The following is a 24,192-nucleotide window of genomic DNA, read 5'->3' on the forward strand; positions in this document are numbered from 1 at the left end:
TTGTTAGTTAAGCGTGGCTGCTATCGCCATGCATCCTTTACCTGCGTGTAAACCAATAGCTATAGAAACAGGTTCAATAAATAAAGGTTCTTTTTTAAATGCTTCTGTCGTCATTAAGGCGAATTCTTGCGCTTTTTGGGGCACACCCGCATGAATAATACAATAGTTATCTAATCCGGCATCATTTATGAGTGCACTAACATTGGTGACTAGTTTGCTTAATGCTTTTACCTCATTAAACGCTTTATCGACAACAATTAATTGACCTTTTCTATCTAAAGAAATAATAGGCTTTAAGCCCGTGTACTGTGCAAGTTTTCCTTTAAGCCTACTCACTCGGCCTGAACGAATTAAGTAATCAAAGTGATTAACCATAATAAACAGGTAAGTTTTAGCAATCTTTTCTAATAAGGCTTCTTTAATTTCTAAAATCGAGTAATTTTTATTGATTAACTGAGCTGCATAATTAAGTAATAAGCCTTGGCTGCCTGAGACATGGCATGAATCAATAACGTGTACATTGGAGTAATGCTTTGCCGCATTTAACATCGCGTTATATGTTCCACTAAGTGCCTGCGCAACACTGATAATTAGAACATGGTCATAGTGCTTTGCTAGAAAACTAATTTTTTCATTAATTAAAGCAAGTGTCGGTGAGGACGTAGTAGGATATGTTTTTAGCGAATCTAAGATAGTGAAGATACGATGATTATCAAAGCAATATTTATCTAATAAATGATGACCATCTAATTCAACATTAAAAGGGATTAAGTGAGCCTGGTGCTCATCAAATAACTGTTGCGGAATGTTAATACTCGAATCAGTGACCAAAGCAATTGAGTGTTTTTTTTCATGAATGACTTGGTATTGGCGCAACATATCATCGACTTTAGAGTATTGTATTTTGCCTATATTAAACAACGTTGTAAAAACATCAGGTGGCCTATTGCTATGAATATGAACCCGACATAAGTTTTGGTTTGCAGTAATAACCATGCTATTGCCTAGCGGTTGTAGCGCGTTAGTTACACTTAATTTGTTAAGCGCATCGTTAGATAATAAAGCTTCTGTACAATAGCGGGTTGTGGGCAAGGTAGTATGACTGGGAAATTCGTGAGCATCTTGCTCAAAAATAAATTCAGAATTAATTCTTTCTTGAGTTGGGTGCTCTAAAAATTCACGAAACCCTTTAATAAAAAAACTAAAACCTAAAGCGCCAGCATCTACTACCTGAGACTCTTTAAGTAACTTAAGGGTATTCATGGTGGATGTGAGCGCTATATCGACAGCATCAGTCGTGCTGGATAAAAGTAAATTAAAACAAGTAATTTGAGGTGCTTTTTCTGCCAAGCTATTAGCCCAAGCATCCATGACCGTTATTATAGTCCCCTCAACAGGATTAATAATTGCTGCTCGTACACTTTCACAGGCTGTTTTAATGAGCTTGGCAAAATCAATGGTATTGAAGGTTTCCGGCAGAGATATTTCTAAAAAGCCATTAAAAAACTGTGAAAAAATCATGCCTGAATTACCACGAGCGCCTAGAATTCCAGCATTAGCTAAAGATTGACATGTTTCAGTAAGCGTAGATTTAAGTGCTGCATGATTAATGATGGCTTGTGCTGTGGCTGCCATGTTGTTACCCGTATCACCGTCTGCAACTGGAAATACATTAATCGCATTTAATGCGTCACGTTGTTCAATAACACAATGGCAGGCATTGATGATAGCAGAATAAAATAATCCGACATCAAGTTGCAGTAATGCCATAGTTAACTTTGATTAATTAGGGTAAATTTAATAATAGACTGAGTTTGCAAGCTCTGCAGCTTAATTTTCTTCATTAGGTTACATTCTTTAATATATCTACTTTGCATATTGGGTTTTCATAATTTTATAATTAATTAAAATACTTGCTAACGTAGTAATTACGGGGACGATAATAACCAATAACCAGGGTATATGAAAAGTTAAACCAAGAATTACGGTATTAAGGTAATAATTAATAAATAAAGCTAAAATAATAGCAAGTAATCCTGCATAAAAACCAATAATAAAAGACTCACTGCTTCTAATCCAAAAGAGTGATTTTTTCTGCATGCCTAATAGCTTGAGTACATACGTTTCTTTCTGCTTGATATCATCAAATGACAGCATGGATAAAATAGCAATAATAATTCCTATTAGTAAACTAAACAGGGTAATAAGCGTAATTGCTTTACTGACATTGCTTAGAATGTCTTGCACTTTTTTTATCGTGCGTGCAATGTCAATAATAGTGATATTAGGAAATTGTCTTGCTAAGTCTAGTAATTTATTTTGCTCAGTTTCGGGCAGATAAAAGCTAGTTAGATAAGTTTGGGGTAAATTAGCTAATAGCGTGGGGTTAAATAAAATAAAAAAATTAGGTTTGAAATTTGTCCAATTGACCTGGCGAATACTTGTAATGGGCGCCGTAATAATTTGCTCACCGATACGGAAACCTAATTCATCACCAATGGTCACCCCTAGCTGCCTGGCAAGCCCGTCTTCGATAGAAATCCATGTTGGTTTAGGAGTAAGCCAGCTGCCTGCTATTATTTTATTTTCTTCGGGTAACTGTGTTGACCAAGAAAAATTTAATTCCCGTTGCAGCGCATTAATTTCTTTCGCTTTATCGCCTAATTTCTTAGTAGCAGATAAGCTGTTTATAGTAGTTAAACGACCTCTTACTATTGGATATAACGTTGGTTTTTTTACCTGATTCTTATGTAAGAAATTAATGAGCTCGCTTGTTTGCGAAGGTTGAATATTAATGACAAAGAAATTAGGTGCATCTGCAGGCAATTGCTCTTGCCAATGCTCAACTAAATTCATTTTAAACAAATTTAAAGTTAAAAATGCGGCTAATGCTAAACCTATTCCTATTAATTGCAGTAAGCTATTTGTTAAGTTACGCTCAATGTGAGTAAAGCCAAAGCGCCAGATAAAAGAAATTTTATATTTAATAAGGTTAATTACAAGAATACTCAGCATGAGCATTCCTAAAGCAAGTATTACAAAATAAATTAATCCAATAAAGACAACAGAAATGAGCTGCCAAGAGTGCGTATATAAGTAAGCGAGCCCTAATAATAATAAAAAAGACAGGGTATAGCTTAAAAGATTGTTGCTATTTAAATTCTGTTGTTGTTTAAAGAGAGTAATGGCTGTAATTTGCCGCAAGGTTAAAAGATGAGTGAGAGTAAAGGCGACTAGCACCAAGACGCCGGTAATAAAGCTTAAAAGCGCTGGTTTAAAATTAAATACATTATTAAAGTGAGGTAATAATCCTCTTAACCAATAAACAAGAAAAGGCTGAAAAAGATAGCCAAGCAATACGCCAATTAAAGAGGCCAAACAGCCTAGTAGCAAAATATTACCTAAATAGACAATCAGAATGTCTCGTTCTGATGCGCCAAAACACCGCAAAATTGCTACATGCTGTTGGTGTCTTTGGCTGTAGCGGTGAGTCGCCATGCTAATAGCAATTCCTGCTAACGTTAAACTCATGAGGGTACCTAAGTTTAAATAAGTAATGGTACGTTCAATCGCTTTAACAAGGGCAGGATTCGTTGTTCTATCTACCCACCGTTGCTGTTCAGTAAGGGGCGGGGTTAATGATTTTTTTAACTGTTCTAATTGTCTATCTGGCCCTACTAATAACCATTGATAACTCACCCGGCTACCAGGTTGTATGACCTGTGTTTTAGCAAGATCAGCTTGATTCATGAGAATGCGGGGTGAGATATTAAACCAATCGCCAGTTTGTCCTGGTTCTTCAATGATGAGGCCATTGATTATAAATGATGCAGCGCCAATCGTAATTGGATCGCCAACGTTAACTGCTAGAAGTGGTAATAGCCTTGCTTCAACCCAAACTTGCCCTAAAGCGGGCGCTTGATTGACTGATGTAGGCGAGCTAGAAGTATGTGAGGCAATTTTTGTATAACCTTTTAAAGGGTATGGGGTGGCAATAGCACTTATTTGGGCGAGCTGTAAGTTATCATTAGAAGCTGTCACCATACTAAGAAAGGAAATTGTTTTTCCTTGAGATAAAGTAAGCGCTTTTGCTTTATCTTCCCAGTTTGTGGGAATAGGCGCGTTACTGGTAACAATGACATCAGCGCCCAACATCTGTGTGGCTTGTTGATTTAATAAGCTATTTACCAAAAAAGAAAAATTATTTAAGGCACTAATACAGGTAACGGCCACAATCAATGCCAGTGCTAATAACGTTAACTCTCCGTTTTGCCAGTCACGCCTAAAAGCGCGTAAGATTAAAGGAAAATTTAGCATTGCAACGTCCCATTAAGAAGAGGCCATTGTAATTGGCAGTGCTCTGCTAAGGCATCATCATGCGTGACAATGACTAGTGTGGATTTATGTTCTTCATTTAATGCAAATAGCAAATCAATGATGGCGTGTCCTGTTTTTTTATCTAAGTTACCCGTAGGTTCATCAGCAAATAGGACAGCTGGCGTTAAAGCAAATGCGCGAGCTATAGCAACTCGCTGTTGTTCACCGCCTGACAATTGAGTTGGGTAGTGTTTTGCTCGTTTACTTAGCCCTACTTGCTCAATCCAATGGCGAGCCTTAGTGTGAGCATCTTTATACTGATTAATTTCTAAAGGTAACATGACATTTTCAAGCGCGGTAAGATTGGGTAGCAAATGAAAAAATTGAAAAATAAAGCCAATGCGTTTTGCGCGCAGCTTAGCGCGCTTATCTTCATCAAGGTGGCTGATTTCTTGTGAACCATAATAAATCTGGCCCGAAGTAGGCTTTTCTAAACCAGCCATGATATTAAGTAATGTTGTTTTACCCGAGCCAGAAACACCGGTAATGGCAATGGTTGCCCCTGCTGGAATGCTTAAGTTAATCGCTTTAAGGATAGGTAAATACTCATTATCAGCTCTGATGCTATAATTAACATCGATTAGTTTAATTACATCAGAGTTCATCATGATTCGAAAATTCCTCTATATTTTAAGTTTTATTTTTATGATAACACCCCTGCAAGCAAAGACCATCCTTGTTTTAGGTGATAGTTTAAGTGCAGCTTATGGTATAGAAGAAAATCAAGGCTGGGTCAGTTTATTAAAAGAGCGACTAAAAGAAGAATCATTGCCTTATCAAGTCGTTAATTATAGTACCAGTGGTGATACAACCCGTAACGGACTTGCTAAATTACCAGAAGCTTTATCTAAACATAAACCGGATATTGTGATTATTGAGCTTGGTGCGAATGACGGTTTACGTGGGTTATCTATTCCTGAATTAAAACGTAATTTGGAAAAACTAATCGTTCAATCGCAAGATAGATCAGCAAAAGTACTGCTGTTAGCAACGCTACTGCCGCCAAATTATGGCGCTAGCTATCTGGCTAAGTACAAGCAAGTTTATGTTGATTTATCACAGCAATATCAAACACTTTTAATTCCCATGTTCCTAGAAGGTGTTGCTGGTAATCCAACCTGGATGCAATCAGACGGTTTACACCCTAATCAAAAAGCACAAGTAAAAATACTAAATAATATATGGCCTGTTTTAAAGCAAATGCTTTAGAGCTGGTAAGAAATTGTACTATAATGGGCTTCGTTAAATTCGCTTGGGTAAGCATCGCACAGCAATGATGATTTTCTTAAGGCTTAAGTGACTCAAAAATTGTGTATGCAAATTTAAAAAATTAAGGCATAAATCCTGCATAGCTGTTTTGTGACATGATAAAAGTGTTGTCTTATAGCCATAGACCATTTGTTTAAATAAAAATTGTGTTTTTTTAAAATGTTAAAGCAATAATGGCTAATCTGAACAAGAATGATTGGTTTAAGTCTGCGCTAAGTTTAAGAAGGTATATAAGTTTACCCAATTAATTGAAGAGGGAAAAAAATGAAAAAGTTGAAATTTAACTTATTGCCATGGTTGCTGCTTTGCTTTTCACCATTTGCAATGGCGAGTCAAAATTGGAATCAATGGGTCGCTGGTGTAAGACAAGAAGCAATTAAACAGGGGATCTCAGCTGAATTATTTGATGAGGCATTTGCTGACATTCGTGAACCAAGCCGACAAGTAAAAAGTTTAGCCCGCTCACAGCCTGAGCACCGCCTAACTTACAGCAAATATTTACATACTCGCGCTGATAGTTACCGAATTGCTATGGGGCGCAAGCATTATGCTAATAACAAAGCCCTGCTTGAGGAAGTAGGACAGCACTTTGGTGTGGATCCTTGTTTTATTGTTTCTTTCTGGGGAATGGAAACAAGCTATGGTTCTTATATGGGAAATTTTCCTGTAATAAAATCATTAGCAACTTTAGCTTATGAATCATCAAGGCCTGATTTTTTCCGTAAAGAGTTATTTATTGCCCTACGTATCGTTAATGACGGCCATGTTACGTTAGATCGGTTTAAAGGCGAATGGGCAGGTGCATCTGGCCAACCTCAGTTTCTACCTTCTAGCTGGGTTCAATTTGCAGTAGATTATGATGGTGACGGCCGTAAAGACATATGGCAGAGTAAGCCTGACGTCTTTGCTTCAATTGCTAATTATATGAAGAAAAACGGCTGGCAAACTGGCCAACCTTGGGCTATTCACGTTAAGCTGCCTAAAAATTTTGATACTAACCTAGAAGGGAAAGCTATCGTTAAAAAAGTCAGCGAATGGAATGCCTTGGGCGTGCGCACCTTAGAAGGCCAACCATTACCTAATTCAGAGTTAGAGGCGAGCATTGTGCAACCTAATGGTGGCCCTGTTTTCTTAGCTTATCCTAACTATAAAATGATTTTACGCTATAATAATTCTATCTATTATGCTGGGGCTATTGGCTACATGGCTGATAAAATTTGTAATCGTGTTAAATAACGTGAGTTCGCCATAATAGCTATGCAATAGCTTTTATGGCGCTAAACGAACGTTATCCTGTAAAATGCAGAGCATTTATACGGGATCCAGTTTAAACAATTCGCTAATCGCTAGATAGCGATTAGCTTATAAATATTTGTGCGAGGTGTAAGATGAGTAGTATGTATTTAGATAAAACAGCAAGTCTTACACCTCTAGCAAAACGTATCATTTGCGATAAAGCAACAGAATATCCTCATACCGGCATTTATAATCACCTAGCAGGCAAAGGAACTTACCTTTGTCGGCGCTGCGGTTTGGCTTTGTTTAGAGGGGAGAGCCAGTTTCATTCCGGTTGTGGTTGGCCAAGCTTTGATGAAAATATCATTCAAGCCGTTAAACAAGTACCTGATAAAGACGGAATAAGAACAGAAATCCTTTGCCAACGTTGTAACGCCCATTTAGGCCATATTTTTGTTGGTGAGCACTTAACGAAGAACAATGCACGCCACTGTGTTAATTCAGCTGCAATTGATTTTGTTGTGGATTCAACAGTATTAGATACTGAAGAGGCAATTGTTGCCGGTGGCTGCTTTTGGGGGGTGGAACATTTTTTAAAACTTATTCCTGGCGTGTTAAAAGTAGACGTAGGCTATCTAGGCGGCCATTTACAAGATCCTAGTTATGAACAAGTATGCAGTGGTACCACAGGTCACTATGAAGCTGCACGCGTCGTGTTTGACTGCTCTAAAGTAGATTATTATTCGATAATAAAACGCTTTTTTGAGATTCATGACCCTACTCAACGCTCAGGACAGGGCCCGGATATAGGCCAGCAATATCAAAGTGCTATTTTTTGTTATAATGACGAGCAATTTAATGATGCCAATGAACTTATTCAACGTTTACAAGAACGTGGCTACCAGGTTGTGACTAAATTATTGGAAGTCACCCCGTTTTGGCCAGCCGAAGAGTATCATCAAGCCTATTATAGTAAGCACCAAAAAGCGCCTTATTGCCATCGGCCTGAATTGCGTTTTGGTTCTTAAAGATTATTTAAGACAAGCTAATAGAAATTCTTTAGCTCTCTGTTGAATAGCAGGCGCATTATTGTTTAACCAAAACGAAAAATGAGAACCTCCCTCTATCCATAAGTGTTCAGCATGAGGAATCTTTGCGGCACTATATACACTGTCATAAAATAAAACGACTGCATCTGCTGTGGCATGGATAATTAAAGCAGGGCAGATTATTTGCTCTAAATGTAAAGGGTTAAGGTAGTGACCTTGTTCAATATCATTTTCAACTCCAGTTTTGCGGCTATTATCATAATTTAAAATTGACCTGCAAAGACGGATGATATACTTAAATTTATCTGTTGTTGCTGTGATCTGCGCTGCTTCTGCTTGTATTTGTTCTTTATTTAGCAGGCTATTTGTACGTAACAGCAAAGACGTTGCAGTTTTTGGTGCTAATTTTAATAAATTATTCAATACCCAAGTAAATGGTTCGCTAAAGACAATTTGACTAATAATTGGTGCTGATTTTCTTAATTGGTATTTCATTGAAATGCAATTAATGGCAATAAGTGCTTTCACGCGGCTAGGGTGTCTTATTGCAAGCTGGTAAAGAGAAGGGCCTGCAGCACTTAAACCTATAACAACAACAGCGTCTAAAGCTAAAACATCAAGTAAAGCGGCTATTAAATCAGCCTGTTGTTCTGCCGTTTTATTTTCTAGTAAAGGCGTATTGCCATAGCCAGGACGAGAAATAGCCAGCAAATTACAACCTAGGCCAAAAAAAGGTTCAAAGAGCATGACTGCTTGATCTTGTCCGCCCATTCCGCCATGAATCATTAAAAGAGTAGGTGCTCTGCTTTTTGCCTGTATGTTAGAAATAGGAACTTTATTGCTGTCGCGGTAATTAATCTCAATAGGGCCAAGTTGTGTCTGAATTAATTGGCTGCCAGCAACGAGCTTATCAATTTCTCTTTCTTCTTGCTCGATGAATTCTTTTAGTGGAAGATTTACTGCAGCCATTTATTACCCTAAGTAATCAGTTATAACTCTAAAGAAATTAAGCCTTAGTTAACTTTATCCTTATAGAGCGAGTCTGCTTTTTCAGCTTTTTGTTGATTTTCACGTAATTGTTGTTCATTAAGTTGTGTTTGCCAAAATTGAGTTGCTTGGGCTCTTAAATGATTTAGTTGGCGAATAAGTTTACCTAAATGTTCGGCAAGCATAGGAAGCTTATTGGGGCCAAAAGCAACAATAGCGACCATAATAATGATTAATAACTCACTACTGTTCATGATTTTTTCTCATCATTGTCTTCATTTAAAGCCTTGCGGAAGCTTTTAATCGCACTGCCTAAGTCTGAGCCTAGATTTTTTAATTTGTTAGTACCAAATAACGCAATAACAATTAATAAAATCAGTAATAATGACAACGGGCTAATGCCACTTAATCCCATATCAACTCCTGTTATTGTTTATACCTTTCGCTATGTCTAAGGCTAGATTTTACTACTGCTTTTACGTTTATAAAATTCAGCCCTCAGGAGCGAGGGGTATAATTATTTAAATAAAATAAACCACCAATTAATGCGACAGTTAAGGCAGTAAAGGTTAATGTATCTGAATTTATTAAGTTTAGATAGCTCAATAAACTTGTAGCTAACATGGTTATAAAAATACCAAAACCTAAGCCTTTAAACCAATTGTTGCGCGCTAAGTTTGACGATTGCTGATTGGCCAGAGCATTTAATGATTGTATTTTTTCTTCTTTACTAAGAACAAGTACTTCTTGTAACAGCCGTGGCATATGGGGTAATTGCTCTACAAAAAAAGGAACATTTTCCCGTAATCGCTTAATAAAGGCTTTGGGCCCTAGCTGCTCTTTTAACCAATTTTGTAAAAAGGGTTTCGCCGTTGCCCATAAATCGAGCTCTGGATAGAGTTGACGACCTAGCCCCTCAATTGCTAATAATGTTTTTTGCAAGAGGATTAGCTGTGGTTGAACCTCCATATTAAAGCGTCTTGCTACCTGAAAGAGCCTCAATACGACTTGAGCAAAGGAAATGTCTTTTAATGGTTTTTCGAAAATAGGTTCACATACTGTACGGATAGCGCTTTCAAATTCTTCAATGCGGGTATTTCGGGCAACCCATCCAGATTCCACATGCAATTCTGCTACGCGCCGATAATCGCGATTAAAAAAAGCATAGAAATTCTCAGCTAAGTAGCGTTTATCATTGTCATTTAATGTACCAATAATGCCAAAATCAATACAAATATATTGTGGCTCTTCTGGATGCTCATAAGAAACAAAAATATTGCCTGGGTGCATATCAGCATGGAAAAAACAGTGTTTAAAAACTTGTGTAAAAAAGATTTCTACACCGCGTTCAGCTAATTTTCTAATATTAATACCATGGGTTTTTAACGCTGCAATATCACTAATAGGGATGCCATGAATTCGTTCCATAACCATCACATTTTCACGGGTATAATCCCAAAAAACTTCCGGTATGTATAATAAAGGTGATTGGTTAAAATTGCGTCGTAATTGGCCTGCGTTACCTGCCTCTCGTTGTAAGTCTAATTCGTCTATTAGATTATGCTCAAACTCTTGCACAATTTCTCGAGGCTTAAGACGCTTACTTTCACGCCAGTAGCGCTCAGCGAGAGTTGCGATTGTATACATAATACTAATATCTTGTTCGATAATGTTGCGCATATTAGGCCGCAAAATTTTCACCACGACGTCTTCGCCAGTTTTTAATTTAGCTGCATGTACTTGCGCCATAGATGCTGAGGCTAATGGTTCTGGGTCAAATTGGGCAAACACATCAAACGCAGAGCGCCCGAAAGCCGCTTCAATAATCGCTAACGCCTGTTCACTTGGGAAAGGGGGAACATTATCTTGTAGCTTACATAGCTCAAGTGCTATGTCTGCAGGCATGATGTCTGGACGTGTTGAAAGGGCTTGTCCAAATTTAACAAAAATAGGGCCTAAGTCTTCGAGCGTTTTGCGCAGCGCCTCACCGCGAGTTAACTGAACTTTACGAAACCAGTTCCATGGATTTAAATAAACTATAAAGCGTAGGGGCGCAAAAAGCCGAATGGAGACAATCACTTGATCGAGGCCATTGCGCGCTAAAATAGTATTAATGTGGATTAAACGTATTAATTGTTTAACAGATTTCATTGTTTATCCAATAGATTAACTAGGGCATGTAAGCGTTCAACATCTAGCACTAATTGATCAACATCTGAGAAAAAATTTTCTATTTCTTCCCGACTAGGGAATAAGCGAAGCTCATCTTGAATGTAATCCGTCATATTAGTTTGCAGCGACATGCTAAGTTGACGCTTAAAGTCTAAGCCGCGCCTAACCATAGAGCCTAACTGATGGGCAACGACATCACCGGTAAAATAGGCTAAGTGGCCTTCCCAATCAATATCCATTTCATCAAATAACTTCTTTACAGCAAGGCCTAACTCAATATCGCCTGATAGACGCATTTTATCATTAAATAATGAGCGTGCTTTAGATGCCGGCAGGAAGCTTAGACGAATTAGCCCAAGAGGATTGCTATGAATAACTGTATCAGGGGTGTCTGAGAAGCAATCTAATAACTTCAGTTGACTCTCATTAAAAGTAATAAAAAAATTAACATTGAGGGGCGTAATGATAATTTCAATCACTTTACCATGTAGCGCTTTAATCTTTGTAGGCATACTTTCATCTAATAAAAGTGCTTGATTAATGGCTGTTTGCAATGCTTTTAAAGAATATTTTTTAATCATATCGGTCTCAATATTTATAGGCGATATGTAAAGCGACAATACCACCACTTAAATTTAAATACTGACAATCTTCAAACCCCGCTTGCTCAATCATTTTTTTTAAATTTTCTTGATTTGGATGCATACGAATTGATTCAGCAAGGTATTTATAGCTGTCAGCATCATGAGCAATAAATTTGCCTAGTTTAGGTAAAATATTAAAAGAATACCAATCATAAATTGACTTTAATCCTGGGACATTAGGCATAGAAAATTCTAAAATTAGTAACTTGCCTCCCGGTTTACAAACTCGAAACATAGCGCGTAATGCTTCTTCTTTGTTTGTAACATTGCGCAGACCAAAGCCCATGGTAATACAATGAAAACTATTGGCAGCAAAGGGCAATGATTCAGCATTGGCTTGAGCATAGGTAACATTATTAATGATGCCTTCATTAATTAATCTATCTCGGCCAACGTTTAGCATGGCAGCATTAATATCGGCAAGAATCACTTGGCCTTTATCACCTACCTTATGACTGAGCATTCGTGTTAAATCACCGCTACCACCCGCTAAGTCAAGAACCACTTGTCCAGGTCTAACTTGGCTTAATTCAATAGTAAATCGCTTCCAAAGTCTGTGGATGCCTAAAGACATCAAATCATTCATTATGTCATAATTTTTCGCAACGGACTGAAAAACAGCACGAACTTTTTCCTCTTTTTCATTCCAGGCGACTGAGGTAAAGCCAAAGTGGGTGGTTTTTTCTTGCTTACTCATAGATTTAAATTTCTAAATTTTAGTCCTATCTTACCTGATTCTGGCTAAACAATAGTAGTTATAAATTCAAGGTGCCTAGAATTTAAGAAAATAGGGGATGATTAAGCAGCAGATTTTATATAAATGCCATCTAATTTTAAGCAAATGACGCGTATTTTAATTGCTTGGGTTAGTCATTATTGCCTCAGTTGTATCATTGCCCATATCTAAGGTGCCGTCGCCTCCTTCATCTTCATCTAAAATACCATCATTGTCGGTATCGATTGACGTTGTATTGGTTGCGTCATTTGCTGTGCCACTGTCGTTATTTAATGTTGCTGGTGTAGGGGTCGTGGGGGTGTTATTAAAATTAGTATTGATATCAGTTTCATCATCACTAGGTGAATTGTAAGTATCTTCAAGAGGCTTAGATGTGGTAGCGTCACTTGGCGTAGAATTTAAGTTAGTATTAATATCTGTATCGCTCGTTGTACTTCCGCTGCCATCCGTTGTATTGGGGACTGTTATGTCACTATTAGTTGTATCAGGCGTAGTCACGCTCGATGTTAATTGCGAAGGCGCAGATGTATTAGGCTGTATATGGATAGTTTGATCAGGATCTTCGGTAATAATGGGTGTAACTGCTTGAGATTCAAGGCCACTTAACGTCATAGTAGGCAGGCTATTGATATTAGCGAATGTCGACGTTGAAAATAAAATTGATATAATAGTAATTATTTTATTCATAGTCGTCTCTCCATTAAACCTCTTTTCAAAAAGAGGTTAGCCTTGGCTTAAATCATATTGTGGTAGCTGTAGGTTTCACCTTTCCTTTTTGAAAAATTTCAATCAATTAGTAGCGCCTTATGCTATTTAGTTAAGATAAAATAATTAATCACTACTTTCTGTAACTATAGCCTTTTATTTAAAAAATTAACAATAAGCATGATACCCATATACCTATAACCTATTAAATACTGTGGTAAGGGAGCAGGAAGGTATGGTTGGTTTACCTCATAAATGTGACAATGCCGTGAGGTATGCTGCCTCATCGGGAAGAATTTGATTGCGCTGTGCATGCCAAAGACATTCAGCCAAACAATCCATCATCTTATGTTCAACTGTTAGGGGATCACCATAGCGATTTAGCAAATCTTGAAAACATTTTTTTATGCCAAAAGGCCTATTAGTTGCAACTTGTTCTCGAATCGCTAAATGTAGGCCCAAATGCAGAAAGGGATTGGTTTGGCCTAACTCAGGAAAGTACTCCTGCTTGAGATAAAAATCTTCTTGCTCTAGGAGAGCATGATATTCAGGGTGGGCAGTAATCACCTCAACAAGCTGTTGCTCTAGCGGACTTAATGCTTCTTTCAGGCGATATTTTCGCCAACTGGAAAAAAAAAGCGCCCTGGTATCTTGTACATTATCACCAAAAAACATACTTACCTCGGATACCAATAGTCATAAAATTATAATAATTTTAGCGTATTGAATTGCTCAAAGTATATAAATTTACCTTTATTTTGCCTTGTTTATTGGTTAATTGGGATGATTGTTGACAAATTCTTAGCGATTATGCGATATTATTAATGCGAGGTTGGACTTGCTATGTGTCATTCCACTGGGTCAATTGGCGACACACTGATTGGCCCTTTCTATTTCTCTTCTAATTATTATTTAATCTCTTCAAAACAATTTTTTACAAATTGCAAAAAAAATTAAATTATGTTAAACCACCAAAGAGAGTCAATGGATGGAGTAGTTAATTATGTTTGGAATGCTTTTTCAAAATCCCGCAGAGCCTGTTCAATTAAATTTACCTAGAGAAACTTTTAATTATAAGAATCCGGCACATTTAGAATTAATTGAGAAGCAAATTAATCGTTTTAATGAAGCAGCAGGGGCATTAAAATCGCTTGATTATAATATTTTTCTTGGCGCCGCTATTGGTAGTGCATGTTACTTTGGTTCCTATATACTTCCTTTAGTGACTATATCTATAGTTGGTTTTAGCTTAGCTGCTCATGCTCATGCAAAACGCCCCCCTGTTTATGAACGATATCGAAAAGCGCTAGAAGATTTAATCAGTGTTTATAATTGGTCTATGGGTAAAGATACTGGTGATCATTGGTATAAGCTTGGAAAAAAGACCGTGCAGGATTTAATTTTAACCTTAGGACCTTGTGTGGCGCCTGAAGTGATTCACACTTGGAGGGCAGAAGATTTAAGGCCTAATACCCTAAATCCAAGAAATTTCTTTAGCACGCGACGTGATGATATTCCAGAAGAATTTGAGAAACAATTAGCAAAATTTGCCGCCGGTATCCAAGTCTCAGAATTAACTTATCGCATTTATGGCCAACATGGCCTTGATGATTTATGGCAAACCTTAAAAGCAACTGTTGCAAACCAAGTGAGTGATACAGCAGTTAAACTTTTTAATTACCAACCAAGAAATTAATTTAATAGCTTGTTCGCCTTAAGCCAATTAGTAGGAGTTTAAGTGCTAGAAATTATCTTTCTAAGCTGCTTGGCTAGGCGAACCATTCATAGAACATCTTCTTTAAATTAATAAAAAAAATGGGTAAGTGCTAATTTTAAGCCTAAAATCATCATCAAAACACCACTCGCAAACTCAAGGCGCCGCCAAATAGTTTGCTGAGTTAATAGGTTAGAAAAAAACTGAGTGAGCAGGGTTAATAAGGTAAACCATAAAAAACTTGAGGTAATCACCCCCATTAAAAAGGCGTGTTGATGGCCAGGGAACTGGCTGCTATTACCGCCAATAATAATTAATGTGTCAATAATAGCATGGGGGTTAAGTAAGCTGAAACCTAAAGATAGCAAGATGATTTGTAAGCGATTAGACGTGCCATTTAATTGTATAGATTCATTTGGTAATTGTTTAATCGCTCTTCTTAAAGCTAAAAAACCATAATAAAATAAAAAAAGCGCGCCTGCGCAAGTTATCCACGTTTTTAATGTTGGATGCACGGTTAAGAGTTGGTGTAAACCGGTTACACTGGCTGAGACTAATATAATGTCACACACAAAACAAACAGCTGCTGATAAAACGGCATATTGGCGTAGAGCGCCTTGGCGAATTAAGAAAACATTTTGCGGGCCCAGGGCTGTAACTAGTGATAAGCCTAATGCTAAGCCACTAAAATAAACAAACATTGTCTAGCCCTCCCTTAAAAAAATGAGGTTCAATTATCGCTTACTTTTATTTATAATTAAAATTAATAATTTTGATAATTGATAAATTTTATTTATGAAAATAGATTATCGTGCTCTGTATGCCTTAGATGCAGTTATTCAAAATCAAAGTTTTGCCCTTGCAGCCAAGCAACTATTTGTAACGCAGCCGGCTGTAAGTCAGCGCATAAAACAGCTTGAAAATTACGTTGGTCAACCTCTACTAATTCGTACCTTACCTTATGCAGCGACACCTCTAGGTGAGAAATTATTAAGCTTATTGCGGCGTACCAGGTTAATTGAAGAGCATTTCTTGCAAGAATTAGAACATGACGTACCTAGTCGATTATCGATTGCTTTAAATCGTGATAGCCTAGAAACATGGTTTATTAAAGCATTATCTAAGCTAACGAGTTTAGAAGTGTCCAATATTGATATCATTACAGACGATCAAGAATTAACAATTGATTATTTTCGTAAAGGTGCTGTTTCTGCTTGCATTACCAGTTATGCAAAGCCACTACCGGGCTGCGAATGTCAACTATTAGGCAATATGGATTATCTATTAGTAGCTTCACCAGAATTTATCGAGCGTTACTTTGAGAAGCATCTTTCTTTAAAAGAGAATATGATGGCAGCGCCTATTTTATTATTTGATAGTCGTGATAGATTACATGAATATTATTTTCAATATTTTTTTGGCAGTTCCTTTTACCCTAAACGATATCATATGGTTCCGTCTGTGGGGGGATTTAAGCAGTTTGCTTTGCAAGGCTATGGTTTTGGTTTAATTCCTAGATTAGATATTCATGATGAATTAAAGCAAGGTGCCTTAATAGAAATTAATCAGGGTAAGCGCTGGCTTATGCCACTCTATTGGCATTACTGGCAGTTACCTGCACGACAGTATCAGCAATTTATTCAACAAGTAGCCAGCGAAGCCAAACAATACCTACTTTAATAACGCACGTTCAACAGACATTTTTAAGCGCGATTTTAATAATTATCAGTCAACCATACATTTAAAATAAATGAGATCAACTCAATTTATTTAATAATCATTCAACAGAAATCAAATAAAATAAAATTCCAATGCTAACTAGATTGCAAGTTATAGCTTGAGGAGTATAAAATGCCTGATTATTTTTGGCATTTTTAAAGCCTGTAGTATGTTGATTAAGGAGGGAGCGTGCGCTCTTCGTTGAAAAATAAGGCAATATTGCTTTTTTTGTTTAGTATAACCCATGTGTTTAATGGATATGCTGTTACAGCTAATAAGGAAACTAAAGCGGATACAGCCAACACAGTTAACGTAAATAATACAGCTAATACGCCTAATACTACTAATGCAAATAATGCAAATAATGCAAATAATGCAAATAATGCAAATAATGCAAATAATGCAAATAATGCAAATAATGCAAATAATGCAAATGCCGCGGATCCAAAAAACGTATCTGCACCTAATATGGCTAATACGAGCAATGCTGCTACTAATACAACGAATGCTAATGGCCAAGCTACGCAAGCCATTCCTAAGAAGCCTGAACCGTATCTTATGGACGTTTACCCAACTTATCCGCCAACTAAGGCTGCAACAGGTGAGCAAGCAGTTTTAATTAAGCGAGGTGAGTATTTATCTAAAATGGGTGACTGTATTTCTTGCCACACGGATGTTAAAGGTGGAACACCAGCTTATGCAGGTGGCTTACCTATCAATACCCCTTTTGGTACTTTTTATAGCCCTAATATTACCCCCGATAAAGAAACAGGTATTGGTAACTGGACAGAAGCTGATTTTATTCGCGCATTAAAAGAGGGACGCAATCCACAAGGTAAAAATCTGTTTCCTGTGTTTCCTTATGTTTATTTTTCCAAAATTACTGATGATGATGCACGTGCGCTATATGCTTATTTCATGAATATTCCTCCTGTTAAGCAGAAAAATAAAGCGCTACCCTTTCCTTTTAATGTGCCAGGTGCACGATTTGCGCTGTGGGGATGGAATTTATTATTCTTCTTCCCAGAAGAAAATGAATTTGTCTATGAGGAAGACAAGTCGGCTGCTTGGAATCGAGGCAAGTACATTGTAGATACGCTTGGCCATTGCAGTATGTGTCATACACCCCTTAATGTATTTGGCGCACCTAAAGATCGCTACTATTTAACTGGCGGCTTTGTAGATGGCTACTGGGCGCCTAATATCACTCAAGCGGGTTTACATTCAGCAAGCCACTATGAAGTAGCAGATGTTTTCAAGAAAGGCCAGTTAATTAATCAGGCAGGGACGGTTGCAGGGCCGATGGCTGAGGTAAATCATAATAGTCTGATGAATTTAACAGAAGAAGATAGGCTTGCGATTGCGACTTACCTAAAGACTGTAGTAAGTGAAGAGCGATTAGGCGTTACAGCTTCAGAGAAACAACCTACCTTAAAACGTGGTAAACAAGTTTATATTAATGCTTGTATTATTTGCCACCAGGACGGTAAGATGGGCGCGCCTTTAATTGGAGCTGGCGGAAATTGGTATAGTCGCTTAAAGAGCAGTGGCTTAACCGGGCTTTACCGTCACGCTATCTATGGGTATAACAGCATGCCAGTTAAAGGAGCATGTGTAACTTGTTCTGATAACGACATCATGGCTGCAACAGACTACCTTTTAAATGCCTCTCTTTCTCGCTCACAGTGGCATGATATAGAAACCAGTGGTGCAAAAAAATACCCTTCCAATGGTAAGCTTGTTTACAATGAAAACTGTAGCATGTGTCATGATAAAGGCAAACAAGGCGGCGCTCCTAAAATTGGTGATAAGGCGATATGGGCGCCTATTATTGCTAAAAATATGGATGTTTTAATAACCAATACGATTCGAGGCGAATACCATCCTAAGAATGGCGGCTGCAAAGTTTGTACAACGGATGAAATTATTGAAGCCATTAAGTACATGGTGAGTCAATCTAAAACGGAAGGTAATTATACCTTGTGGTAAAAAATAAGCTTAAAGACTATCAATTTGATTTAAACGATTAGCTATAGTCAGTGATTAAACTATAGCTCTAAATGAGGTGAGGATGAGGACGGGGATGCTAAGTAGGTTTAAAGTAAGTCAAGTACTTACTATTTTGGCTGGATTAATAATCGGCTCAAAAGCAATCGCTAGAGATGAATGGCAAATGAATATGCATAGAGGCGTCACGCCTTTAAGTAAGGATATGTTTTTTTTGCATACTACTGCCATGGTTGTTTGCGCGGTGATTGGGCTCATAGTGTTTGGTGTCATGATTTATTCACTTATTTATCATCGCAAATCACGAGGCCATGCTCCAGCAACCTTTATCCATAATAATCGTTTAGAAATTTTTTGGTCTATTATTCCTTTTCTTATTTTAGTAGGGCTAGCTGTGCCTGCAACGAGCGTTCTTTTACGTTTGGAAAGTACAGAAGACGCTGACGTTACAATAAAAATAGTAGGTTATCAGTGGAAATGGCAGTATCAATATTTAGATCAGGGTATTAGTTATTTTAGTAATCTTGCAACGCCATTTAATCAAATTGAAAATAAAGATAAAAAAGGGCAATGGTATTTATTAGAGGTCGATAAGCCACTGGTTTTACCTGTTAATAAAAAAATTCGTTTTTTAGTCACCTCTAATGATGTCATTCACTCATGGTGGGTGCCTAAGTTAGGTGTTAAGCGCGATGCTATGCCTGGATTTATGTATGAGGCTTGGGCGCGCATCGAAAAGCCCGGCGTTTATCGTGGGCAGTGTGCTGAGCTATGTGGTGTAGGGCATGCCTATATGCCAATTGTAGTAGAAGCCGTTAATGATGATCAATTTGCGAAATGGGTGAATCAGCAACCTAAAGTCACTGATCAATATTCCGGTGCAGCAGTTAATACGCAACCTCAAAAAACAATGAATCAAGATGAGCTCATGACACTTGGTAAAAATAAATATGAACAAGTATGTGTGGCTTGTCATAAAGCTGATGGAACTGGTATGCCACCCGTATTCCCACCGCTAAAAGGCAGCTCTGTTGCGGTAGGCCATCCTATCTCAAGGCATATAGAAATTGTTCTAAATGGCGTTCCTGGTACGGCCATGCAAGCCTTTAAAGATCAGCTAACGGATGAAGAAATTGCAGCAATTGTGACATACGAGCGTAATGCATGGGAAAATAATACAGGTGATGTGATTCAACCTGCTGATGTTTTAAAAGTGCGGCAGGGTGAAAGTCAAGAACCAAAAATGGTGAATAAAGCTCAAGCTGGAGGTTTTCGATGAGTGAAGTAATAACCCACGATGTTGACGATCATCATGATCATGGGCCTGAGCAGGGCAAAGGTATTTTAGGTTTTGCAAAGCGGTGGTTATTTACAACTAACCATAAAGATATTGGCACACTTTATTTATGGCTAGCTTTACTAAGTTTTTTTGTTGCTGGTGCCATGGCACTAGTTATCCGAGCTGAGTTGTTTCAACCAGGGCATCGTTTTGTTGATCCTAATTTCTTCAATCAAATGGTAACGCTGCATGGCTTAATTATGCTTTTTGGTGTCGTTATGCCTGCGTTCACCGGAATGGCTAACTGGCAAATTCCTATGATGATTGGTGCACCAGATATGGCTTTGCCGCGTTTAAATAACTGGAGCTTCTGGTTACTGCCTTTTGCGTTTGCTTTATTAGGTTCCACATTATTTCACAGTGGTGGAGGTCCTAATTTTGGCTGGACTATGTATGCACCATTATCAACAAAATTTGCGCCACCCAGCACCGATTTTATGATTTTTGCCGTACATATGATGGGTCTATCATCTATTATGGGCTCTATCAACATTATTGCTACTATTTTAAACATGCGTGCCCCAGGTCTTACCTTAATGAAAATGCCTATGTTTGTATGGACTTGGTTAATCACAGCATTTCTTCTCATTGCCATTATGCCGGTACTAGCAGGCGCGGTAACCATGATGCTTGCAGATAGACATTTTGGTACGAGTTTTTTTGAAGCCGCAGGTGGGGGCGATCCTATTCTCTTCCAGCATATATTCTGGTTCTTTGGCCATCCTGAAGTGTATGTTTTGGTGCTGCCTGCTTTTGGGGTGATATCAGAAGTAATACCTACTTTTAGTCGTAAGCCTTTATTTGGCTATCATTTTATGGTTTATGCAACAATAAGTATCGCTGGCTTGTCATTTATTGTATGGGCACACCATATGTTTACTACCGGCATTACCTTAGGCGCTGAGCTATTTTTTATGTACGCAACCATGTTAATTTCGGTGCCTACAGGGGTTAAGGTGTTTAACTGGGTTAGCACCATGTTTAAAGGGGCAATGACCTTTGAAACACCGATGCTCTTTGCCATAGCCTTCGTATTCTTATTTACGATAGGGGGGTTTACAGGCTTAATGTTGTCATTAGTGCCAGCCGACTATCAGTACCAGGATACTTATTTTGTTGTTGGCCATTTTCACTACGTTCTAGTTCCGGGTGTCATTTTTGCACTCTTATCTGCTACTTATTACTGGCTCCCAAAATGGACAGGCCATATGTATAATGAGCGCTTAGGAAAATGGCATTTTTGGTTATCGGTAATTTCAGTGAATATCGCCTTCTTTCCTATGCATTTTCTGGGTCTGGCAGGCATGCCGCGACGTATCCCTGATTATGCGTTGCAATTTACAAACTTCAATATGATTTCAACGATAGGGGCCTTTATTTTTGGTTTCTCTCAGTTACTATTTCTTTATAATGTCATTAGGACAGTGCGTCGCGGGCCACAGGTGAGTGCGCAAGTTTGGGAAGGGGCTCAAGGCTTGGAGTGGACTTTATCTTCTCCACCGCCTTACCACAGTTTTACGATCCCACCCGAGATCCATTAACTTTTTAAAAGTCTATCCATTAGCTGCTTGTACATCCTACTCTTTACAAGTAGCTAACTAGAGGAAAAATGAGTGGTAAAAAATCATACACGATTAATTGTTATTTTAAGTTTAATTACGCTCGGTATGTTCGCGTTTGGATTTGCCTTAGTACCTATTTACAATCGCTTATGCCAAACATTAGGAATTAATGGCAAGACGAATAGTGAGGCGATAGCTTATGAAGCTAGTGATAAAAATATTGATAGAAATAGAGAGATAACCGTTGAATTTGTTGCTACAAATAATGGCAGTATACAGTGGTCTTTTTATCCAAAAACCAAAAAGATTAAAGTACATCCAGGTGAAATTGCTAAATTATCTTTTTATGCCGAAAATAAAAGTAATTTTCGCATGACTGTGCAGGCTATACCGAGTGTCACGCCAGGCATAGCAGCAAAATATTTGAAAAAAACAGAATGCTTTTGTTTTACGCAACAAACATTAAATGGGCATGAAGCAATGGATATGCCTTTGTTATTTCATTTAGATACAGATTTGCCAGAAAAAGTAAAAACGATAACCTTATCTTACACTTTATTTGATGTCACAAACCGAGTGATTAATTAGTAAAGGTTGATTAAAAGAGTTAACAGGAGAATTATTTTATGGGAGCACATGGCACCTATTACATTCCCAAACCAAGCCATTGGCCTTTAGTAGGTTCTATTGGTTTGACAACAACCTTAGTTGGTGCTGCCTCTTGGTTACATCACGATTGGTATGGCCCTTATATTTTCACGCTAGGTTTTCTAATATTAATCACGATGATGGTCGGGTGGTTTGGCCAGGTGATTTATGAAAATGAGAAAGGATTATATGATGATCAGGTTGATCATTCCTTTCGTTGGGGAATGATTTGGTTTATCTTTTCAGAGGTTTGCTTTTTCGGTGCTTTTTTTGGCGCTCTATTTTATACGCGTTTCTGGGTAGTTCCTTTGCTGGGTGGTGAGGTACATTCTATTACTCATTATACGTTGTGGGCAGATTTTAAAGCGACCTGGCCTTTACTTATCAACCCTAATAATGAAATTTTTGCCGGTGCTGAGAGAGGGATGGAGGCTTGGGGCTTAGCGGCTATCAATACCTTAATCCTTTTAACCTCAGGCGCTACGATTACCTGGGCGCATTGGGCATTAAAATTAAACAAAAGAAAACAATTAGTTGTTGGAATGGCACTGACTATTGCCTTAGGTATTTTATTCTTAGCATTACAATCTTATGAATACCATGAAGCCTATACGGAAATGAGGCTAACTTTAGACGCGGGTATCTACGGCACTACCTTTTTTATGTTGACTGGTTTTCACGGTTTGCACGTGACGATTGGTACTATCATGCTAATAGTTATTCTTATTCGCTGTATAAAAGGCCACTTTACACCAGAACGCCATTTCGCCTTTGAAGCAGTTGCTTGGTATTGGCACTTTGTAGACGTAGTCTGGTTATTTTTGTTTGTGTTTGTTTACTGGCTATAAAGATTAGCTAATTTTAATCGAGGTAGCTAAGGTAGGTGAGCTAAGCACAGCGCAGCCCAACGGATTATTTGTTAGGATGCACTTCGTTTAGCCTAACCTACCACATCATATAGGCTGCGCCACCTACCGACTTTTAATTTTTTACATGAGCTACCTTTTGGCTGACATTTTTTTGTATACACTGAATAATCACTTCAATATCATTATCTAGTGGTAAAACATGAGCTGAATTAGCTAGCCAATGAATGTTTATATTGGCGTGATTGCTAAAACGCTTAGCGACTTGCTTGCTATCTACTACTTTATCATGTATCCCAAGAAATACATCCGTTGGGCAAGTTGGTATATTAAATTGAAATTGCCTAATAAGGTTTAAGATTTCTAGAATAGCTGTAAATGGAATTTGACGATAAGCGATTTCACCGCCTTTAAAATCTACTAAACTAAAGCCTGTTTTTAATGGTATCTTGCGATAGGCTGCTTGTTGCTCGGGCGTATAATAAATATTTCCAGCAGTACTACGTACTTTGTTAAAGCCAACTGCACTTAAGACTTGAATTATTTTCGCTATTTTGGTCATGTTTAAGGTCAGATCTAGCGCTGGCGCTAATAAGTATAAATGGCGTAATTTGAATTTACTGCTTAAATAACAAGCAAGAAGCCCGCCTAAGGACAATCCTAGTACATCAACATTTTTATATTGCTCAGTTAAAGATGTACAAGCTTGCTCGGCAAAGTTAAGCAGGGTTAGCGTATTTATTCGACTAAATGCTTCTATACTTTCTGCATGGCCCGGTAACGCTGGAATGATAAGGTTATCGTAGTAATCAATAATATGTGGTAATAAAAAACGAAAAACGCCCGGCGTTGAAGAAAAGCCGTGCAAAAGTAAAAGAGCATTGCCTTTTTTACCATTAGTTAATTGCACAGGCTCTATGATTGAGGCATCATGCGCGCTTAAGGTAGCGAGTTGCGTCCCCATATTAATGCAACGAAAATCTTCACGCTTCATCACAAGTCCCTTAATTGATAAAAAATTGTAAAAAAGTAACCAAACTGGTTTATAATTAACTTAGTTGCCGTAAAATCTATATAAATAGATAAGTAAGATTAAATCTTAAGTTAAAATTTATATTATTTATCGGTATTTTAATAAATATCTAATTTGTGTATTCATAAA

The 24,192-nt window shown here is 37.8% G+C and carries 23 protein-coding genes; 10 read left to right on the plus strand and 13 right to left on the minus strand.

All coding sequences use genetic code 11. The features are described from left to right. Positions 1 to 3 precede the first annotated feature (3 nt). The 3 genes from DYE47_RS00320 to DYE47_RS00330 form a co-directional block, all read right to left on the minus strand. Positions 4 to 1,770, minus strand: coding sequence for a DegV family protein (locus tag DYE47_RS00320; protein ID WP_115301362.1), 1,767 nt, complete (start codon positions 1,768 to 1,770; stop codon positions 4 to 6). A gap of 96 nt (positions 1,771 to 1,866) precedes the next feature. Further along, positions 1,867 to 4,317 (minus strand): ABC transporter permease, encoded by a 2,451-nt coding sequence (locus DYE47_RS00325; RefSeq protein ID WP_115301363.1) that lies wholly within the window; start codon positions 4,315 to 4,317, stop codon positions 1,867 to 1,869. Further along, a complete protein-coding gene (locus tag DYE47_RS00330; protein WP_242604211.1) occupies positions 4,311 to 4,985 on the minus strand; it encodes an ABC transporter ATP-binding protein in 675 nt (224 codons plus the stop codon). Before DYE47_RS00330 ends, DYE47_RS00325 begins: the two co-directional genes overlap by 7 nt. Between DYE47_RS00330 and DYE47_RS00335 the strand changes: the two genes are divergently transcribed. The 3 genes from DYE47_RS00335 (at position 4,984) to DYE47_RS00345 (ending at position 7,910) form a co-directional block, all read left to right on the plus strand. After that, positions 4,984 to 5,586 (plus strand): arylesterase, encoded by a 603-nt coding sequence (locus tag DYE47_RS00335; protein WP_115301364.1) that lies wholly within the window; start codon positions 4,984 to 4,986, stop codon positions 5,584 to 5,586. The genes DYE47_RS00330 and DYE47_RS00335 overlap by 2 nt on opposite strands. A 324-nt stretch (positions 5,587 to 5,910) precedes the next feature. Beyond that, a complete protein-coding gene (locus tag DYE47_RS00340; RefSeq protein ID WP_115301365.1) occupies positions 5,911 to 6,882 on the plus strand; it encodes a lytic murein transglycosylase in 972 nt (323 codons plus the stop codon). Positions 6,883 to 7,034: 152 nt separating this feature from the next. Then, complete coding sequence (locus DYE47_RS00345; protein WP_115301366.1) at positions 7,035 to 7,910, plus strand: bifunctional methionine sulfoxide reductase B/A protein; 876 nt, start codon at positions 7,035 to 7,037, stop codon at positions 7,908 to 7,910. A gap of 3 nt (positions 7,911 to 7,913) precedes the next feature. Here the strand turns inward: DYE47_RS00345 and DYE47_RS00350 are convergent, their stop codons facing one another. From DYE47_RS00350 to DYE47_RS00385, 8 genes are all read right to left on the minus strand, one after another. After that, positions 7,914 to 8,900: an alpha/beta fold hydrolase gene (locus DYE47_RS00350; RefSeq protein ID WP_115301367.1), complete on the minus strand. Its 987-nt coding sequence runs from the start codon at positions 8,898 to 8,900 to the stop codon at positions 7,914 to 7,916. A 44-nt stretch (positions 8,901 to 8,944) separates the two neighbouring features. Further along, complete coding sequence (locus tag DYE47_RS00355) at positions 8,945 to 9,172, minus strand: Sec-independent protein translocase subunit TatA/TatB (protein WP_115301368.1); 228 nt, start codon at positions 9,170 to 9,172, stop codon at positions 8,945 to 8,947. Then, positions 9,169 to 9,333 (minus strand): twin-arginine translocase TatA/TatE family subunit, encoded by a 165-nt coding sequence (tatA, locus tag DYE47_RS00360; RefSeq protein WP_115301369.1) that lies wholly within the window; start codon positions 9,331 to 9,333, stop codon positions 9,169 to 9,171. Before tatA ends, DYE47_RS00355 begins: the two co-directional genes overlap by 4 nt. Positions 9,334 to 9,416: 83 nt before the next feature. Next, positions 9,417 to 11,069, minus strand: a complete 1,653-nt coding sequence (gene ubiB / locus DYE47_RS00365) for a ubiquinone biosynthesis regulatory protein kinase UbiB (RefSeq protein ID WP_115301370.1) — start codon at positions 11,067 to 11,069, stop codon at positions 9,417 to 9,419. After that, positions 11,066 to 11,671, minus strand: a complete 606-nt coding sequence (locus DYE47_RS00370) for a ubiquinone biosynthesis accessory factor UbiJ (protein ID WP_115301371.1) — start codon at positions 11,669 to 11,671, stop codon at positions 11,066 to 11,068. The genes ubiB and DYE47_RS00370 overlap by 4 nt, the downstream gene beginning before the upstream one ends. A gap of 7 nt (positions 11,672 to 11,678) precedes the next feature. Next, complete coding sequence (gene ubiE, locus DYE47_RS00375; RefSeq protein ID WP_115301372.1) at positions 11,679 to 12,431, minus strand: bifunctional demethylmenaquinone methyltransferase/2-methoxy-6-polyprenyl-1,4-benzoquinol methylase UbiE; 753 nt, start codon at positions 12,429 to 12,431, stop codon at positions 11,679 to 11,681. A 156-nt stretch (positions 12,432 to 12,587) separates the two neighbouring features. Further along, positions 12,588 to 13,157 carry a hypothetical protein gene (locus tag DYE47_RS00380; RefSeq protein ID WP_115301373.1) on the minus strand — a complete coding sequence of 190 codons (570 nt, stop codon included), beginning with the start codon at positions 13,155 to 13,157 and terminating at the stop codon, positions 12,588 to 12,590. Between the two features lie 267 nt (positions 13,158 to 13,424). Beyond that, positions 13,425 to 13,850, minus strand: a complete 426-nt coding sequence (locus DYE47_RS00385; protein WP_115301374.1) for a DUF1841 family protein — start codon at positions 13,848 to 13,850, stop codon at positions 13,425 to 13,427. Between the two features lie 328 nt (positions 13,851 to 14,178). Here DYE47_RS00385 and DYE47_RS00390 point away from each other — a divergent pair, with 328 nt between their 5' ends. Then, a complete protein-coding gene (locus DYE47_RS00390; protein ID WP_115301375.1) occupies positions 14,179 to 14,871 on the plus strand; it encodes a hypothetical protein in 693 nt (230 codons plus the stop codon). Between the two features lie 107 nt (positions 14,872 to 14,978). Here the strand turns inward: DYE47_RS00390 and DYE47_RS00395 are convergent, their stop codons facing one another. Continuing rightward, complete coding sequence (locus tag DYE47_RS00395) at positions 14,979 to 15,590, minus strand: LysE/ArgO family amino acid transporter (RefSeq protein ID WP_115301376.1); 612 nt, start codon at positions 15,588 to 15,590, stop codon at positions 14,979 to 14,981. Positions 15,591 to 15,684: 94 nt separating this feature from the next. Here DYE47_RS00395 and DYE47_RS00400 point away from each other — a divergent pair, with 94 nt between their 5' ends. The 6 genes from DYE47_RS00400 to DYE47_RS00425 all read left to right on the plus strand — a co-directional run bounded on the left by DYE47_RS00400 (position 15,685) and on the right by DYE47_RS00425 (position 23,012). Next, on the plus strand, positions 15,685 to 16,569 hold the full coding sequence (locus DYE47_RS00400) for an ArgP/LysG family DNA-binding transcriptional regulator (RefSeq protein WP_115301377.1): 885 nt from the start codon (positions 15,685 to 15,687) through the stop codon (positions 16,567 to 16,569). Positions 16,570 to 17,166: 597 nt separating this feature from the next. Further along, a complete protein-coding gene (locus DYE47_RS00405) occupies positions 17,167 to 18,597 on the plus strand; it encodes a c-type cytochrome (protein ID WP_242604214.1) in 1,431 nt (476 codons plus the stop codon). Between the two features lie 94 nt (positions 18,598 to 18,691). Beyond that, positions 18,692 to 19,894 carry a cytochrome c oxidase subunit II gene (coxB, locus tag DYE47_RS00410; RefSeq protein ID WP_115301378.1) on the plus strand — a complete coding sequence of 401 codons (1,203 nt, stop codon included), beginning with the start codon at positions 18,692 to 18,694 and terminating at the stop codon, positions 19,892 to 19,894. Further along, on the plus strand, positions 19,891 to 21,495 hold the full coding sequence (ctaD, locus tag DYE47_RS00415) for a cytochrome c oxidase subunit I (protein ID WP_115301379.1): 1,605 nt from the start codon (positions 19,891 to 19,893) through the stop codon (positions 21,493 to 21,495). Before coxB ends, ctaD begins: the two co-directional genes overlap by 4 nt. A 72-nt stretch (positions 21,496 to 21,567) precedes the next feature. After that, on the plus strand, positions 21,568 to 22,104 hold the full coding sequence (locus tag DYE47_RS00420) for a cytochrome c oxidase assembly protein (protein ID WP_115301380.1): 537 nt from the start codon (positions 21,568 to 21,570) through the stop codon (positions 22,102 to 22,104). A 38-nt stretch (positions 22,105 to 22,142) separates the two neighbouring features. Continuing rightward, positions 22,143 to 23,012, plus strand: coding sequence for a cytochrome c oxidase subunit 3 (locus DYE47_RS00425; protein WP_115301381.1), 870 nt, complete (start codon positions 22,143 to 22,145; stop codon positions 23,010 to 23,012). A 133-nt stretch (positions 23,013 to 23,145) separates the two neighbouring features. On the opposite strand, the gene DYE47_RS00430 is transcribed toward DYE47_RS00425, so the two are convergent. Further along, complete coding sequence (locus tag DYE47_RS00430; protein WP_115301382.1) at positions 23,146 to 24,024, minus strand: alpha/beta hydrolase; 879 nt, start codon at positions 24,022 to 24,024, stop codon at positions 23,146 to 23,148. Positions 24,025 to 24,192 lie beyond the last annotated feature (168 nt).

The organism is Legionella beliardensis, from assembly GCF_900452395.1.
Taxonomy (GTDB): Bacteria; Pseudomonadota; Gammaproteobacteria; order Legionellales; family Legionellaceae; genus Legionella_C; species Legionella_C beliardensis.